Source organism: Sphingobacterium bovistauri, from assembly GCF_020295405.1.
GTDB classification, from domain to species: domain Bacteria; phylum Bacteroidota; class Bacteroidia; order Sphingobacteriales; family Sphingobacteriaceae; genus Sphingobacterium; species Sphingobacterium bovistauri.
Map to the genome: position 1 here is coordinate 39,898 of NZ_JADEYP010000002.1, position 18,816 is coordinate 58,713.

At 34.1% G+C, this 18,816-nt stretch carries 11 protein-coding genes; 9 read left to right on the forward strand and 2 right to left on the reverse strand.

What is annotated here, in order from left to right; all coding sequences use genetic code 11:
* The first annotated feature begins 102 nt into the window (after positions 1 to 102).
* Positions 103 to 3,159, forward strand: coding sequence for a beta-L-arabinofuranosidase domain-containing protein (locus tag IPZ78_RS01460; RefSeq protein WP_225551150.1), 3,057 nt, complete (start codon positions 103 to 105; stop codon positions 3,157 to 3,159).
* 204 nt (positions 3,160 to 3,363) lie between these two features.
* On the opposite strand, the gene IPZ78_RS01465 is transcribed toward IPZ78_RS01460, so the two are convergent.
* Both IPZ78_RS01465 and IPZ78_RS01470 read right to left on the reverse strand, forming a co-directional pair.
* Entirely contained in the window at positions 3,364 to 4,761 is a 1,398-nt protein-coding gene (locus tag IPZ78_RS01465; RefSeq protein WP_225551151.1) for an aminopeptidase P family protein, read from the reverse strand.
* Positions 4,762 to 4,764: 3 nt separating this feature from the next.
* Entirely contained in the window at positions 4,765 to 7,485 is a 2,721-nt protein-coding gene (locus tag IPZ78_RS01470; RefSeq protein WP_225551152.1) for a DUF5695 domain-containing protein, read from the reverse strand.
* 230 nt (positions 7,486 to 7,715) lie between these two features.
* Between IPZ78_RS01470 and IPZ78_RS01475 the strand changes: the two genes are divergently transcribed.
* The 8 genes from IPZ78_RS01475 to IPZ78_RS01510 all read left to right on the forward strand — a co-directional run bounded on the left by IPZ78_RS01475 (position 7,716) and on the right by IPZ78_RS01510 (position 18,756).
* Positions 7,716 to 8,579 (forward strand): AraC family transcriptional regulator, encoded by an 864-nt coding sequence (locus IPZ78_RS01475; RefSeq protein WP_225551153.1) that lies wholly within the window; start codon positions 7,716 to 7,718, stop codon positions 8,577 to 8,579.
* 109 nt (positions 8,580 to 8,688) lie between these two features.
* Positions 8,689 to 9,612 carry a dihydrodipicolinate synthase family protein gene (locus tag IPZ78_RS01480; RefSeq protein ID WP_225551154.1) on the forward strand — a complete coding sequence of 308 codons (924 nt, stop codon included), beginning with the start codon at positions 8,689 to 8,691 and terminating at the stop codon, positions 9,610 to 9,612.
* A complete protein-coding gene (locus IPZ78_RS01485) occupies positions 9,599 to 11,050 on the forward strand; it encodes an aldehyde dehydrogenase (NADP(+)) (RefSeq protein WP_225551155.1) in 1,452 nt (483 codons plus the stop codon). The genes IPZ78_RS01480 and IPZ78_RS01485 overlap by 14 nt, the downstream gene beginning before the upstream one ends.
* Positions 11,051 to 11,053: 3 nt before the next feature.
* Entirely contained in the window at positions 11,054 to 12,052 is a 999-nt protein-coding gene (locus IPZ78_RS01490) for a 4-hydroxyproline epimerase (RefSeq protein ID WP_225551156.1), read from the forward strand.
* A gap of 24 nt (positions 12,053 to 12,076) precedes the next feature.
* Positions 12,077 to 13,330, forward strand: coding sequence for an NAD(P)/FAD-dependent oxidoreductase (locus IPZ78_RS01495; protein WP_225551157.1), 1,254 nt, complete (start codon positions 12,077 to 12,079; stop codon positions 13,328 to 13,330).
* A gap of 26 nt (positions 13,331 to 13,356) precedes the next feature.
* The gene (locus tag IPZ78_RS01500) at positions 13,357 to 15,108 is read left to right on the forward strand and encodes a DUF885 family protein (protein WP_225551158.1); all 1,752 of its coding nucleotides are present in this window, start codon (positions 13,357 to 13,359) and stop codon (positions 15,106 to 15,108) included.
* A 5-nt stretch (positions 15,109 to 15,113) separates the two neighbouring features.
* Positions 15,114 to 16,526, forward strand: coding sequence for an APC family permease (locus IPZ78_RS01505; RefSeq protein ID WP_225551159.1), 1,413 nt, complete (start codon positions 15,114 to 15,116; stop codon positions 16,524 to 16,526).
* Positions 16,519 to 18,756 carry a S9 family peptidase gene (locus IPZ78_RS01510; RefSeq protein WP_225551160.1) on the forward strand — a complete coding sequence of 746 codons (2,238 nt, stop codon included), beginning with the start codon at positions 16,519 to 16,521 and terminating at the stop codon, positions 18,754 to 18,756. The genes IPZ78_RS01505 and IPZ78_RS01510 overlap by 8 nt, the downstream gene beginning before the upstream one ends.
* Positions 18,757 to 18,816 lie beyond the last annotated feature (60 nt).

Sequence of the window (18,816 nt, forward strand, 5' to 3'; positions counted from 1 at the left end):
TTTAATACCATCTTTTCTAAAACAGTTAATATTCAATTGTTTTTAGCTAAAATCAACCCTAAAAGCACTTCACTGATTTCATAATTTTAATATTCATACTTAATGAATCAATTAAACGGACAATATATGTGGATAGTAAATAATGTATGTAGAGTTGTGACTTCGATATTAGTCATATGCTCAAGTATATCGTTAAAAGCTCAAAATGGTGATCAAATATTAGATGGTATTGGTGAGACGGGAATGGTTTCACGATATATCTTTAATGGAGATTTAAAAGATTGGTCTAGAAATAATTTACATGGCAGTTACCAACAAGGTCTGCCAAAATTTGTGTCAGATACTAAGTTTAATAAAGTATTATCTTTTGACAATAAACATTCAGAATATCTATCAATACCCAAGGATGCATTATTAAATATAGAGTCTTTGAGTATTTCAACTTGGTTGTATTCAAAATCAAATACTACAACTCAAACTTATTTTGAATTTGCGAAAAATAATAAATCTATACTAAAAGCTTCGCAGGATAAACAAAAGATTTTTATAGCTTTTGCAGGCACCACTATTCATGCGACTTCTCTTCCACTTAATAAATGGGCACATTTGGTCGTGGTCTTGGATGCTCCTTCTAAGACAATAAGTTTGTATGTAGATAATAAACTTCTCGCTGAGGAAAAGAATATTCCCATTGATTTTTCGAAATTATTCGGTACACAATCTGTTGGTAGCAGTGAAATAGTAATTGGTAATTCTATACTAAAAAATCAAGAAAGTCTAAATGCACTGTTGCATGATTTCAGAATTTACCGTGTGCCTTTAACAAAAGGCCAAATTACTGGAGTATATAATACTATAGTAAAGGGAGTACGTCAGGATCAGGAGCGAATGGGGAAAGTGCAAGACAACCTTCCGGAGTTTCCTATTAGTCAAGCACAATTGTACAATACATATTTGAAGAGCGTTGCAGATTGCGAGGTAGAGACTCAACTAGGAGAGTTGCCAAGATTACCGAGCTATTTACAAGGGGAATATATGGACAACATGATTGGGCCTAAAGTTAGAGTGATTTGGCCTGCACCAATTGATAATGCTGAAGTATTGCAAGCAGGAAAATATACTATTACAGGTAAAATACCCGGTTCCAATATTCTTCCTAAAGCTGTTGTGACAGTAAAGGCAAATAGTAAATCTAACCCCCCTACTATTAAATTAGCATCATTTTCGTTGGATCAAATTTCATTGACATGGGATTCAAATAATAAGCAGACAAAGTTTATAGAAAATAGAGATAAGTTTTTGGGTACACTAGTTAATACAGACCCTAATTCTTTCTTGTATATGTTTCGGAATGCTTTTGGTCAACAACAACCTGAAGGAGCTAAACCACTAGGGGTTTGGGATAGTCAAGATACCAAATTACGTGGTCATGCTACAGGTCATTATTTGACTGCATTGGCACAAGCTTATGCAGGCACTTATAATGATAGTAAGATGCATGATAAGTTTGCTCAAAAGATGCTATACATGGTTGATGTTTTATATGAATTGTCGCAACTTTCAGGAAAACCAAATAATAATAGTGAATTTGAAGCAAACCCATTATCTGTTTCTGCGGCCAAGGGAAAAGATGGATTTGATTCAGACCTAAGTATAGAAGGTATTCGTACAGATTATTGGAACTGGGGAAAAGGCTTTATTAGTGCATATCCTCCAGATCAATTTATAATGTTGGAAAAAGGTGCTAAATATGGAGGTCAGAAAAATCAGGTATGGGCTCCATATTATACTCTCCATAAAATATTGGCAGGACTTTTAGATATTTATTCTGTAAGTGGTAATAAAAAGGCTCTTGATTTAGCTGTAGGAATGACAGATTGGGTGCATGTACGTTTGAATGCCTTACCAAAAGAAACACTAATTAGTATGTGGAATACATATATAGCAGGTGAATTTGGAGGAATGAATGAAACATTAGCGCAACTTTCTGCAATAACAAAAGATACTAAATATTTAAAAACAGCTCAACTTTTTGATAACATAGATTTGTTTTTTGGCAATGCAGAACATACGCATGGATTGGCAAAGAATGTTGACTCTTTTCGTGGATTACACTCTAATCAACATATTCCACAAATTGTCGGCAGTATTGAAATGTATCGTGTGTCCAATTTAGACGATTATTATAAAATCGCTGACAACTTTTGGTATAAAGCAGTAAATGATTATATGTATAGTATTGGAGGTGTTGCTGGAGCAAGAAATCCAGCCAATGCAGAGTGTTTTGCAAAAGAACCATCAACAATATATGAAAATGGATTTTCTGCTGGAGGACAAAATGAAACGTGTGCAACTTATAATATGTTGAAATTGACATCAAATCTTTTTATGTTCGAGCAAAAGGCTGAATATATGGATTATTTTGAACGCGCTTTGTATAACCATATTTTAGCTTCAGTAGATGAGCATACTCCTGCTAATACTTATCATGTTCCATTAAGACCTGGTTCAGTAAAGCAATTTGGAAATCCAAATATGACTGGATTCACTTGTTGTAATGGTACTGCAATTGAGAGCAACACCAAATTGCAGAATGCAATTTATCACCGCAGTATAGACAATAAATCTTTGTATGTTAATCTTTATGTTCCATCAATATTGAATTGGAAGGAACGTAATGTTATAATCGAGCAAACAACTAATTTTCCTAAGGAGGATCACACACGTTTAACGATAAAAGGTAAAGGCAATTTTAAAGTTAACGTACGTGTACCACACTGGGCAAAAAAGGGATTTAAGATAAAGATAAATGGTAAGCAGGAAACTGTAAATGCTCAACCGGGCACATATTTGTCATTACAAAGAAATTGGAAAAATGGAGATATCATAGATTTGCAAATGCCATTTGACTTTCATTTAGATCCTGTGATGGATCAGCAAAATATTGCCAGTCTATTTTATGGACCAATATTGTTAGCTGCTCAAGAACCTGAGGCTAGAGTAGATTGGAGAAAGGTAGCTTTAGATGCCAAAGACTTAAGTAAATCTATACAAGGAGATCCGAAAACTTTAGAATTCCAAATCGATGGCGTACTTTTCAAGCCTTTTTATGATACTTATGGTAGGCATTCAGTCTATTTAGATGTTACTTTGAAATAATTTATATAAATAATGAAGTTGTATAAAAAAGTAATATTAGTCTAATGACTGCAAATTTTATTTTAAAAATTCATTTGTTTAAACCTAAAGGAGCCAAATTCTCTATAAAATTTGGCTCCTTGATGTTAATAAGATCCTTGATTACTAAATTAAATTCTGATTCCTTAATTAAAACTAATAGAGATACAAGCTCTTAATATCTAATTATAATATCTGTGATGATCTCAATTCTTCAATTTCATCAATCGATTTTATTAGTTCTGGTCCTAAAGTTCGATAACCATCAGCGGTAATAACGTAATTGTCTTCAATACGTATGCCTCCAAAATTTTTGTAATCAAGTAGTTTGTCGTAATTAATAAACTCAGACAACTTTCTTTCTGCTGCCCACAGATCAATTAAAGTGGGAATGAAATATATTCCTGGCTCCACTGTAAGAACATTACCTACTTCAAGTTTTTTTGCTAACCGCAAAGATTTCCACCCAAATGTTTGGGTGTCTTTTGGCTCAATTGATGTATAACCAACATATTGCTCACCCAAATCTTCCATGTCGTGTACATCCAAGCCCATCATATGTCCAGTACCACATTGAAAGAATAAGGTAAATGCATCAGCTTGTACTGCATCTTCTATATTAGCTTTGACTATACCGATGTCTTTTAAACCTTCCATTAAGGTCGTTACTGCACGTAAGTGTACATCACGAAATTTTATTTGTGGAGACAGTACTCCGCTAGCAGTATTAATAGCTTGATGTACGATGTTGTAAATGTCGCGCTGAATGGGTGTGAATTTTTCAGAAACAGGAAAAGTTCGTGTTAAATCAGCAGCATAACCTAGTTCTGTTTCACATCCAGAATCGTTCAGAATCATATCACCTAGCGATATCCTATGATGACTATGTAAATTGTGTAATATTTCACCATGCTTGGTGACTATAGGAGGATAAGCAAATTTACAACCTTGGTTTTCTGCAAAATGACGCATCTGATTGATAATCTCATATTCCCTAATTCCAGGCTTGGTAATGGTCATAGCCATTTTATGAATCTCTACAGTGGTAGTCAATGCTTTTTCAATCTCTTGAACTTCCTGATGCTCCTTTACAGAACGTTGTTGTACAACGGCTTGTATAAAAGAAGCTGAAGGTTGTAATGCATAGATGTGTTGTTGAGTTAAATCTGCTATTAAAATATGATTATATGCTTGGTAAGGTGGCAAATAATGAATAGTTCGATTTTGTTGGATTACTTTTTGGAAGTAAGGTTTTAATTCCTTGTATGGCAGTGTTTTGTAAACTCCTGATTTATTAGCTTTTTCTTTTAATGTTTCTATTTTTCCGGTCCATATAATATCATCTATACTTGCCTCATCACCAAATATTATAGTTTCATTACTATCTAAATCAATTACCGCAGAAATTCCAGCTGCATTTATCCCAAAGTAATATAAAAATGTACTATCCTGTCTAAATGGATAGGTATTATGTTCAAAATTTATAGGATTCTCTTTATTTGTTAAAAATAAGAGAATCCCATTACTGTTGATATTGTGTGATAATTGTTGTCTGCGATTGGTATATGTATCAGTAGAAAACATTGTTTATATCTTTTTTAAAATTAATGAAGTTGTACCTTTTGGTAGTGTATATTTACCATTTGAGTTTTTCTCAAAACCATGAAGTTTATATCCACTTTCTTCATTCAAAGATAAAATAATGTGTTCTATTTCTATATTGTTAACCTTACTGTTGAAAGTCAGGATGACATCTTTAGTTTTTAAGTCATAGCGTAAATTGTTTATTTCACCTATGTCCGTTGTTAGCCATAAATTCTCTTCTGCTAAAAAGATCCTCGCTTTAGACGCAGTAGTTATTTCTACATCTATATTATTTGAGTTCTGTGAAAGATTTCCAGAAAATGCGATCCACTTAAATTCAGGATGTTTAACAATATAAGTTCCAGAGTTTACAGCATAGCCATAAAATCCACTACCGTAATCACCCGATATACCGTCATTAGCTAAAGTAGATGGATAGGAGTGAAACGCTGCAGGACCAAAGCCATCTTCCGTAACATTGGCTAAAGCTCCCATCATACCAGCATGTCCTACACGCAGTAAGTAGAAATCACTAGGATTGTTACGATATTCATTGAGAACTGGAATGGAATTTAATGCAGATCCATAATGGTGTAATTGTCGTTCGATACGAGATAATTTTCCCCCATATACAAAATCCCAATAGCGACGTGCGCTACCATTGTAGCCCCAATGTGGTAACGTAGGCATATATGCTAAGATTGCATTTAATGTAACTGAAGCTTTATCATCAAAACCAAAATACTTAGACCACATATATACTTCTTCTTGACCCGTAGAATCCCATGGCATCTCACTGCCAAAAGGATAATTTAAAGTACGCCAATGTTCAGCACGTTTACGCATTTTAGCTTCTAATAGATTTGCTTCAGTCAATAATCCTTCCCGTTTTAAATCTTCTAAAATAAATAAAAACACGCTTCCTTCCATTTGACCAAACTGCGCATAATAGGGAGCTTTCTCTACCATTGCCATTGTTGTGTGGTATGCGCGTTTTAGGTACGTAGACCAATCTTCTTCAGGAACAAGATTAGTGTAATTTTTACTCAACTTATAAAGCACCCAATGCGCAGCAGCAACATGTGGATAATTATATGAACGACCGATATTATTTGCTTCCTTTTTAGGCCAAGCAGACCATGTCTTGTAATTTATATCTTTACTATATGTACCAACTGGCATTGAATCTGGCTCATAATAGAAGAGACTTTTAACAACTCCATACTTATTTTTTCCTTCTTTATGTTGAATTCGACCATATAAGGTTTCATTAGCAAATCTTTTGAGTTTATTCACCTCATTAACATCCGGAAGTAATAGTTGTTTCATGATAGCCGCTAGCCAACTAGCTGCTCCTGCTTCATCACTAAGACCAGCATACCAAGCTCGTTTTTCTTGAGTAATATGTGTTTTGGTTTCATAATCGTAAGATATAACAGATGGTGATCTTCCAAATAAATCACTTGGGTTTTCATACCACTGCTTTGTTGTTAAAAAGTTCCCTAAATCATTTACAACATCTTTTTCGGCTTTTATTATTTTATAGTGAACTGTTTGTAAGCTTCCGTCCTGGTAGTTTATTTCTAAACGAGCCTTTCCCCATTTATTTCCTATTATTTGATAAGTTACCCATTTATTAGGTGTATCCTTTTCTTTAGTAATTGATAAAGCTTGGTTAGGATAAACTTGAATGGATTTTATTTTTTTTGAGGATTTAATAAATAACTTAGCCGTATTATCAAGTGGTAATACATATCCTGGAGCTCCCACAACCACAGGTTTTTGTTGGCGAATTAGTTCATTTTCAATTTCTTTTATGCTTGGAGCTAGTACAAGACGTACAGCAAAAGATTTTTTTTCTCCTGGTTTTAAAAATGATGAAGTAGGCGTATTCCATTGTTCTACACCCTTCCAATCAGTTTCTGCTAGAGCTTTACTATGAATTAGCCATTCGTGAAATCCTTCGAAAGTAATACTTCTTGGAGTTGGATCTGAATTTAAAGGGTTATAGGCTTCAAATCCTGCATTTTCATAAGGCAATACCAATAGGCTTGGGCCATTACCATGTAACCTGTTGACTTGTAAATAACCCGCATCTTTTCCAATATATGGATCAAAAAATACATTATCCATATGTGCGGTGTCTAAATTTTTCCAGTCTAGATTATTGTTAAAAATCATAGGAATTCCTAATCCACCTATTTCATACTTTTGATTTGATGTATTAATTATTTCAAATTTTAATACTAAATCTCCATTTATATTTTGCCAATATCGATTTACTTGAACAGGAATTTCTCCTAAGGAAGCTGAAATATCTGAAGCAGCTAGCGTTTGTTTATTCTCAGTATGTATGGGTTTAACATCAATTCTTTTGGTAGATGATGAAAAACTTTTCCAAACAGTAGTTCCTTCTGCTTTTATAGTAATGTTGATGTCACCAAAATGATAAAATTTATTCCTATCCCTTTTGTTTAGGAGTTCGTCAGGAGTATAATCAAAATTGTTCTCTGATTTCAATTTCAAACTTGATGCAGTCTGTGAAGAATTCAATATTGAAATATTAAAGTTTTTTAGATTAAAATCTTGTGATCCTTTATTAATTCCTAAAGTAGCTGGTTGTTTCTTAATTTCTTCCCAAAAAGGATTTTGACTAAAACTTTTGCTGGGTAGTCCCAATGCAAATAAGCAAATAACAAGACATGAAATGGATATACTTTTCATAAATTTTAGTTTAGAAATGACTTAATTATATAATTGAATTTGTAGAACTCAAGATGAGTGCAAATTTATGGTTACGTTATACACGAGACACAAAGATGTCAGAATAATCGATTTTTTAGTTACTGAATATTATCCCATTCTACTTTATTTTTATCCTGTTGCATTTTTTTATTGTTTTTATCTATCAAGTTTAGTTAAATTTAGAGTAAAGTCTAACCAAATTCTAAACTATGAAAGCGCTACATTATAACTTGAACATTCCTAATGATCGAACCATAGTTGTTCAAGACGAAGTCCTAGATTCATTTTATCCACATTTTCATAAGCATCCAGAATATCAGCTGGTTTGGATTGCTGAAGGTGATGGTAAACTTATTGTTGATAATAATTTACATGACTTTGAGCGAGGTGAGGTTTTTTTAATAGGAGCTAATCAACCGCATGTTTTTAAAGGTGATAAGCTACCATTGCATGTACGGACAGTTTCGGTGTTTTTTAATCTTAAAGGTACTTTAGAATACATATTTGGTCTTCCTGAATTAAAAACTTTGAAAACTTTTTTAACAAATTTTAGTAATGGTTTTCGTGTTCCTAAGGAGTATATAAAAGATGTATCTTCTCGAATAGTAATATTAAAAAATTCAGATGGTGCTGATAGACTAATTAATTTTATATATCTGCTCAAATTACTGAATGTGATTTCAAAAGATGTATCACCTTTGTCTGGTGCAATAATCAAGGAGATTAATGATGTAGCATCCATTCGTATCATCGGATTGTGTAATTATATTAAACAACATTTTCGTGAAGATTTGCATTTAAATACTATAGCAGAAAAGGCAAATCTTACTCCACAAGCTTTTTGTAGGTATTTTAAAAAATGTACAGGTAAAACCTTTGTCTGTTATCTCAATGAATTACGTGTTAGCGAGGCTTGTCGATTGTTAATAAATGAGCGTTATGATTGTATTTCAATGATTGCATATAATAGTGGATTTAACAGTATTACTAATTTTAATAGGGTGTTTAGGGCAAGTACGGGGTTATCACCAAAAGAGTTTGTACATCGTTATGAAACATCTATAAATCAATAAACAAATATGTAAGAAGTTAATTATTGGTTATTATATGTCAATTGGTGGTTAGGGTTTGCTTATTTGATTAAATACTTTTGAAAGTAGGTCTTTAATATAAATTATAAATATGGCAAACTTAAATTGGGAAGGTATTTATCCTGCAGTTTTAACCCCATTCGATAAACATGATGATATTGACTTCTCCATGTTTGAAAAAAATACTGAAGCTCAAATTGATGCGGGGGTACATGGTATTATTTTAGCTGGATCTTTAGGAGAAGCAAGTGCATTGACTTCGAATGAGAAATTTTTATTGCTAGAAAAAGCGATTGAAATTGTTAGGGGGAGAGTCCCTATTATCCTTAATCTTACAGAAAATACAACGAAAGATGCTGTCGAATTTGCGCAACGTGCGGAGAAAATTGGTGCCAATGGCCTGATGGTTTTACCTCCAATGCGTTATAAAGCTGATGATCGAGAAGTAGTCGCTTATTTCAAAGCAATTGCACAAAGTACTTCCTTGCCTATTTTGGTATATAACAATCCTGTAGACTATGCGACTTATATTTCATTAGATATGTTGGAAGAATTATTACAAGAGCCAACAATTCAAGCCGTGAAGGAGTCTACGCGTGATTTGGCAAACGTGACTAGATTGAAGAACAGATTTGGAGATCGGTTAAAGGTTTTAGGGGGGGTAGATACAATCTGTTTAGAATCATTAATGGTAGGAGCAGATGGATTGGTGGCTGGGCTTGTTGACGCATTTCCAAATGAAACAATGGCATTGTATAATTTGGTTAAGGCAGGAGAATATAGCAAAGCTGTAGAATTATACCGTTGGTTTATGCCATTGCTAGAATTGGATATTCATCCAAAATTAATTCAATATATAAAATTAGCAGCTACTTACGAAGGAATTTGCACGCCTTATACACGTGCTCCTCGATTACCTTTAATTGGTGAAGAGAAAGTAAGAATTGAAAAAATTATTGGAGATGCTATTGCAGTCAGACCTCATTTAACGGCATTAAATTATGCTACAAACTAATAAAATGGAACTGGATATTTTAATCGCTAATGCTGAGGATGGATATAAACATCTTCAGCAAATGTCTAGAAAAGATCGAGCTGAATTAATGTATTCAATAGCCTCAAGTATTGAAGCATTGGGTGATGAACTGATACAAACGGCTCATGAGGAAACGAATTTGCCATTGGCCAGGTTAAATGGGGAAAAGGCACGTACAATTCATCAATGGAGACTTTATGCTGATGTTACGGCATCTGGTGTTTTGTTAGATGCTCGAATTGATTATGGAGAAGGGAAAAATGATATTAGAAAATATAATGTTGGATTGGGACCAGTTGTTGTATTTGGAGCATCAAACTTTCCGTTTGCATTCTCTACTGCCGGTGGAGATACGGCAAGTGCTATAGGTGCTGGATGTTCAGTTATTTACAAAGAACATTCTGCACATCCACGTACATCACGTATTATGGCGAAAGCAATATATGATGGATTAAAAGCATTCGGTGCGCCAAATGAAATTTTTGGATATGCATCAGGTAATTCACATGATGTCGGTCAATCTTTAGTCGCTAATCCAAAAATCAAAGCTGTAGCATTTACTGGATCTTTTCAAGGAGGGATGGCTTTATTTAAAATTGGTGCAAATAGACCTGAACCTATTCCAGTATTTGCAGAAATGGGAAGTTTGAATCCTGTTATTGCTATGCCTGAATTTTTGCAATCCAATACGACAAATTTCGCTAAAGAATATATAGCATCACTAACTATGGGTTGTGGACAATTTTGTACAAACCCCGGAATATTGTTCTTATTAAAGAATGAAGTTTCAGAGAACTTAAAACAATTGATAAAGCAAGAGTTTGGGTCAGTAGAAGTGGGGCACATGTTACATGAAGGAATACGTAAATCTTATGATAAATCACTTGATCTATTAAATTCAACGGTCGTAGCGAATGTTGTAGGATCGACTGCTGAGAGTAGAGATTTACCTATCGCAGTAGTTTATTCTGTTAATGCAACTGATTTTCTGAAGTTTAAACATTTGCAAGAAGAGGTTTTTGGGCCCTGTGGTGTTATAGTAGAATGTGATTCAATATCCCAAATGGAAGATATAATTTCAAATTTGGCAGGTCAATTAACAATTACTTTTGCGGCAACAAAACAGGATATTCAACAAAATTTAACTTTAGTTGATTTAGTAAAAAATAAATGTGGCAGGTTACTATTTAATGGAATGCCCACAGGAGTAGAAGTTGTTTATGCTATGCAGCATGGAGGGGTATTCCCTTCTAGTACAGATAGTCGATTCACCTCTGTTGGTCCAGATGCAATGAAACGGTTTCTAAGACCTATAAGTTTTCAAAATTGGCCTGACACATTATTACCATTAGAACTTCAAAATTCAAATCCTTCAAGAATCGAAAGAATCGAAAATAACAAGCGCATTTTACCTTAAATTATGAGAAAAACTTTTTTTTGTATCGATTCACATACCTGTGGTTGCCCTGTTCGTTTAGTTGCAGGAGGAGGACCATTCTTAAATGGGAATAGTATGATGGAGCGAAGGCTCCATTTTATGCAAGAATATGACTGGATACGTTTGGGTTTGATGTTTGAACCACGAGGTCACGACATGATGAGTGGGAGTATCTTATACCCACCAATTGATGCAAAAAATGATGTAGGAGTGTTATATATCGAAACAAGTGGCTGTCTTCCAATGTGTGGTCATGGTACAATCGGTACAGTAACTATAGCTATTGAGGAAGGTTTGATAAAACCAAAGGTTCCAGGAAAATTACGTTTAGAAACACCTGCTGGACTTGTTTTGGTAGATTATAAACAGGAAGGTGAAAAAGTTACGTCTGTAAAGCTCACTAATGTAAAATCTTTTCTTTATAAAGAAGCATTACAAGTAAAATGTCCTGATTTGGGAGATATTTATGTGGATGTCGCTTATGGTGGTAATTTTTATGGAATCATTGATCCACAGCAAAATTTCGCTGATATTTCGAATTTTACAGCTGCTCAACTGATTCATTACGGAAAAATCATTCGAGGGATGTTAAATGAAAAATATGAATTTATCCATCCAGAAGATATTAATATAAAAGGATTAACCCATATTCAGTGGACGGGTAAACCCATGAAAAGTAATTCTTCAGGTCGTAATGCAGTACTTGTAGGTGAGAATGCTTTAGATAGATCTCCTTGTGGGACAGGTACTTCGGCGCGAATGGCGCAATGGTTTGCTAAAGGTAAATTGAAGCAAGGTGATGCATTTATTCATGAAAGTTATATAGGCTCCCAATTTACGGGGAAAGTTGAAGCTGTTACTGACATAAATGGACAACCAGCTATCATTCCATCAATTGAAGGCTGGGCACGAATTACAGGATATAATACCATTTTTATTGACGATCAGGATCCTTACAAAGACGGTTTTCAAGTTATTTAGTCGCAAAATAATGTTTTATACAAGATGAAAAAAGGTACAGTAGTCATTATTGGGGCCGGAATAGCAGGTTTATCCACCGCATATTATTTAGTAAATCAAGGGTGGAATGTGCAGATCATTGAACAAAATACATTAGATAACAATTGTTCGTACGGAAATGCAGGAATGATTGTACCTAGTCATTTTACACCAATGGCTTCCCCGGGAATGATTTCTCAAGGAATTCGTTGGATGTTTGACAAGAAAAGTCCGTTCTATGTTCGACCATCTCTGAATTTTAATTTGATGGATTGGGGATTTAAGTTTATGAGATATGCAAATAAAAACCATGTATCAGCTCATGTGGAGCCATTAAGGGATCTAAATGTATATAGTAGTCAACTTTATGATAGCTTATCCCAAGATTCAGCATTTAATTTTGAGTTGGAACAAAATGGTATAATGATGCTTTACAAAACCAAATCGGTAGAGTATGAAGAAAAAGAATTAGCTAAACGTGCTCAAGAATTAGGATTGGATGTAGAAATTAAAACTGCCGAAGAAATGCAGGCTCTCGAGTCAGGTGTAAAGATTGATATATTAGGGGGAATACTATATAAATGTGATGGCAAGCTCAATCCGATGAAACTCATGAAACAGCTTGTCAGCTATTTAAAAAGTAGAGGTGTTATTTTTCACGAGCAAACAAAGGTTAAAGGATATAATATTTTAGGTAATAAAATAAAAGAAATAGTAACAGATAAGGGTAATTATGCAGGCGATGAATTTGTCCTTTGTCCAGGGTCATATTTGATGGAGTTGACCAATAAGCTTCATTTGAAATTACCTTTAATGCCAGGTAAAGGATATTCATTTATGTATACACCCCCAACACATGTGAAATTGGAGCATGCAGCACTTTTATTAGAAGCAAAAGTAGCTGTTACACCTATGGATGGCAAAATACGATTTGGAGGAACTATGGAATTGGGTTCTCCCAACAATAAAATATATAAAAACCGTGTTGAAGGGATTGTAAACTCAATACCTAAATACTTGAAAAATTTGAGTGTTGACTATCCAAAACAAGATATCTGGTATGGATATAGACCTTGTCCACCAGATGGTTTACCTTATTTAGGAAGAACAAGCAAATACGATAATGTCACAATTGCTGCTGGAGGAGGTATGATGGGATTAAGTTTAGGTCCGGCAATGGGTAAATCTATAAGTGATATTTTGTCAAATAGAAAAATTGAAACAAATATTTCGGTTTTTAGTCCCGATAGGTTTGGCTAAAACAATTATAACCAAAAACCTACATTATGAAAACTACCAAAATAACCACTTTTATTCTTATCCTATTTTTTACTAATAATGTTGTAATGGCACAAGACTTATATCAACATACTACACCAATTGAGCCTTTTGTAATACAATATGGTCACGATCAACAGGCGATCAATTATTTTTATGGCCCAATGCCAAAGGGCTGGGGGCAGCAGTCTGCAATGGAGACTCCAGAGCAGATTGAACGCTTAATAACATTGGATAAGGAATACATTCAAAAGCTCAAAGACTTTCCATACAAAAAATTAAATACCAATGGTCAAGTTGATTTTATTTTACTTAATCGTAAAGTGAAATTTAATATGGAATCATTGATTGAGCAATTAAAAACATATGAACGTATAAAATTATTTATTCCATTTGATCAAATAATTTATGATTTCGAAAAATTGCGAAGACGTGGAACAACAATAAAAGGGGAAGAAGTTGCGAATAATTTGCAAAAAGCTATTCAGTTAATAAAAAAGGAGACTGAGAAACTTCAACGTGTTAATTCCATCCCATATACCGATGTGAATTTTTTGAAAGAAGTTTTAGAATCGTTAAAGTTACGCCTTTCCAGTTCTTTTGATTTCTATAATGAATATGAACCTATGTTTAGTTGGTGGGTTCCTGCTCCATATAAACAATTATCTGAGGATTTGACATCTTACAGCAAACTCATCTCGGAAAAAAGTGATTGGAAAGTTTTTAATGATGGTAGTAATATAGGAGGAACACCAATTGGGAAAAATTCATTCAATAAGCAGTTGAAAGATGAAATGATTGCTTATAATACCGAGGAATTACTTCGAATTGCAGACCAAGAATTTGCATGGTGTGAAGCAGAATTGTTGAAAGCTTCACAAGAAATGGGGTTCGGAAAAGATTGGAAAGCAGCACAAGAGAAAGTGAAAAACACATATGTTCCTGAAGGAAGACAACCTGAGCTTATACTTAAATTATATAACGACGCACAAACCTTTATTCAAAAACATGATTTGATGGATATTCCGCCATTAGCAGATGAAACCTGGGGAATGATAATGATGAGCGCAGAACGTCAATTAGTCAATCCATTTTTCACTGGCGGTCGTGAAATCAGTATATCCTACCCTACAAATACTATGACACAGGAACAAAAGTTAATGAGTATGCGTGGTAATAATCCTTACTTTTCAAGAGGTACCGTTCAACATGAGCTAATTCCAGGTCATCACTTACAGTATTTCATGAATAGAAGACATAAACCTTATCGGGAAAAAGCTTTTAATACCCCATTTTGGACTGAAGGATGGACATTGTATTGGGAACTGATGATGTATGGAAAAGGTTTTGCAAAAACTCCTGAAGAACGTATAGGGATGCTTTTTTGGCGAATGCACCGTTGTGCTCGTATAACTTTCAGCATAAAATTTCACTTGGGTGAATGGACACCACAACAATGTATAGATTATTTGGTAGATAGAGTAGGATTTGAACCAGCAAATGCACATGGTGAAGTTAAAAGGTCTTTTGAAGGTTCATATAGCCCATTATATCAACTGGCTTATCTAGTTGGTGGATTGCAGTTGATGGATATTAAGAAAGAAATGGTGGATTCCGGTAAAATGAATTATAAGCAATTTCATGATCGAGTAATCAAAGAAAATTATATGCCAATGGAAATGTTAAGGGCAATATTGACAGACCAAAAATTAGATGCAGACCACCAGACCTCTTGGAAATTTTACCAATTCAAAAATTAAATACGATGACCACCGAAAAACCTAATTTTAAAAAATCATTAAGTTTATTAGATGCCACAATGCTTGTTGTAGGAAGTATGATAGGCTCAGGTATTTTTATCGTAACAGCAGATATAGTTCGTAATACAGGATCTGTGGGGTGGATGATGATTGTATGGGTACTTAGTGGGATCATGACTTTAATTGCTGCAATTACTTATGGTGAACTAAGTGCAATGTTTCCGAAAGCAGGTGGTCAGTATGTTTATTTAAGAGAAGCTTATAATCCTTTAGTCAGTTTCGTTTTTGGATGGACATTTTTTGCAGTTATTCAAACGGCAACCATAGCTGCAGTAGGGGTGGCCTTTGCTAAGTTTACAGCTTATTTATTTCCAATATTGGATGAGGATGTAATATTGTTAACGATTGGAGGTCTTAAAATATCTTCAGCACAAATGTTATCAATAGCAGTTATTTTATTGTTGACATTTATTAATACTTGTGGTGTCAATGCAGGGAAGTGGGTGCAGACAAGTGTTACCCTTGTCAAACTATTGAGTTTGTCTTTGTTAGTATTATTTGGATTTCTAGCATTTAAGCACGAAATATGGAACCAGAATTGGTTTTCACAAAACACATGGACATTACGTAAGCTTAATGTCGATGGTTCATTTGAAAATTACACCTCTTTTGCGGCTTTTGGAGCTCTGTCAGCAGCAATGGTGGGTGCGTTATTCAGCAGTGATTCATGGCACTCTTCTTCTGCTGTTGCTGGTGAAATTAAAAACCCAAAGCGTAATATCGGATTAAGTTTAGCTTTAGGAACCATAATAGTAACCATTATATATTTACTTACCAATTTGATGTACAGTTCGGTGCTGGATTTAAATGCGATGGTCAATGCACCTAAAGATCGTGTTGCGATGAGTGTCGCACAAGAGATATTTGGTCCTGTAGGTATTACTATTCTTGCAGTTATGATTATGATAAGTACATTCGGATGCAACAACGGTCTTATTATGGCAGGAGCACGTGTGTATTATTCAATGGCTGAAGATGGTTTGTTTTTTAAGAAAGCAAAAGGCCTAAATAAGTATTCTGTACCTAGCTATGCATTGTGGATTCAAGGATTTGTTTCGGCGCTTTGGTGTTTGAGTGGTAAGTATGGTGATTTATTGGATATGATAACCTGTGTAGTTGTTGTGTTTTATGTCTTAGCGATTTATGGTGTTATTCGTTTAAGAAGGTTAAAACCTGATTTGGAACGGCCTTATAAAGCATTTGGCTATCCGGTACTTCCTGTTTTGTATATATTCATGGGTATAGCTTTTATTGTTTCATTAGTCCTATTTAAACCGACATATTCTATATTGGGAGCTATTATTACCTTATTAGGCATTCCTATTTATTACATTATAAAATCTAAAAAAAATGATTAGGAAAATATTATCTGTAGTTGTTTTTATAACAAATCTAAGTGTTGTTTTAGCGCAAGGAACAATAGAAGATTATCAGCGTTCAAAAAAAATTCGTTCCTCACTTGGAGAAGGTGTCTATAATATTCCAACCAATATTAAATGGAACATTAAGGGTGATGCTTTTTTATATGAACAACGTAATCCAAAGGGAAAGGAGTTTGTTTTTGTGGATGTTGCTTCACGAAAAAAAGAACATCTATTTGACGCTAAAGTTTTCTCAGAGTTGTTGGAAAGGGAATCTTCGCAGAAAGTTGATATAAATATGGTTAGTGGATATACCATGAAATTGTTGGGGAAAGATACAGTGGAGTTTGTCTATAAAAATGTGATTTGGCATTGGAATAGAAATCTATCAAGTTTAAAAAAAGTACGTGAAGTGGAAGAAAATTCCAGATCTTCTGGTTATTGGGGACAGCGTCAAGATGAAACTAAAGGTAGAATAGTTGTTTCACCAGATAAATTGAAATCCGCTTATATAAAGAATAATAACATATATTATGTATCATATGCTGATCCCAAATCTGAAAAGCAATTGACTTTTGATGGGAGTCCTGGAGAATATTATTCAGCACAAATACAATGGTCCCCTGACAGTAAAAAAATAGTTTCAACAAGGGTTACAAAACAAGAAATACGTATTTTAACATTGTTGGAGTCTTCTCCAATTGATCAATTGCAGCCAAAATTGCAAACCCGTCATTATGCAAAACCCGGTGATGCATTACCACAATATTTTCCCGTAATATGTAATTTGGAAACCAATAAAGTATTTGCAATTGATAAATCGTTAGTAGATAATCAATTTTCTATAGGCTATTTACAATGGCGTGAAGATAGCAAAAGTGTGACTTTTGAATTCAATAAAAGAGGACATCAGCAGTATTCAATTGTAAAATTAGATGCTGAAAATGGACAAAGTAAGTATATCATTAATGAAGTTAGTGATACTTTTATTGATTATAGCGGTAAGAAATACAGATACGATGTAAACGAAGGTAAAGAAATCATCTGGTCATCAGAGAGAGATGGTTGGAATCATTTGTATCACATTAATGGAGAGACTGGTCAAGTTATAAATCAAATAACTAAGGGAGATTGGGTGGTGCGTAAAGTTATATATGTCGATCAAAAGCAGCGCTATATTTTATTCGAAGGAAGCGGAAAAAATAGAAATCAAGACCCCTATTTAATTCATTATTACAAAGTCGATTTTGATGGTAATAATTTGAAAGAGTTAACAAAAGAGAATGCTAATCATAGCGCATTTTTCAATACTGATTTTTCTTATTTTGTGGATCAATATTCTTTAATCAATAAAGCTCCTATTACAGTTTTAAGAGACCAAGCAGGTAAAGTGGTGATGGAACTGGAATCTGCAAATGAAACTAAATTGTATGATTTGGGATGGAAAGCACCCGAGATTTTTACATCCAAAAGCAGAGATGATAAACACGATATTTGGGGAATAATTGTGCGACCCACGAATTTTGATTCGTCAAAAATGTATCCGATTATAGAATATATTTATGCTGGACCACATAGTTCTTTTGTTCCAAAAACTTTTAATACCAATCCTAGTGGGATGCAAGAGCTTGCTGAATTGGGCTTTATAGTTGTTCAAATTGATGGGATGGGAACATCAAATCGTTCAAAAGAATTTCATAATATGTGTTGGAAAAACTTAAAAGATGCAGGTTTCCCTGATCGTATAAAATGGATAAAAGCAGCAGCTGAAAAATATAATTATATAGATATTGATCGTGTAGGCATTTATGGTACATCAGCAGGAGGTCAGAGTTCAACTGGTGGGGTATTATTTCATCCCGAATTTTATAAAGTAGCAGTATCCTCCTGTGGTTGTCACGATAATCGTATGGATAAAATCTGGTGGAATGAACAGTGGATGGGCTGGCCAATTGGTGTTGAATATGGGGAATGTTCAAATGTAGAAAATGCATATAGATTAAAAGGTAAATTACTATTAATTGTTGGTGAGTTGGATGATAATGTCGATCCTGCATCTACTTATCAACTAAGTAATGCATTAATAAAAGCAAATAAAAATCATGAATTAATCTTAGTTCCAGGAATGGGGCATTCCTCAGGTGGTGACTATGGCGAAAAAAAACGCAGGGATTTTTTTGTGAAACATCTCATTGGTGCAAATCCACCAGATTGGGATCTGTACTAACATCATTAATTAATATTTAAGCATTCATTTATTGAATGCTTTTTTTGTTTTTTTTAAAGG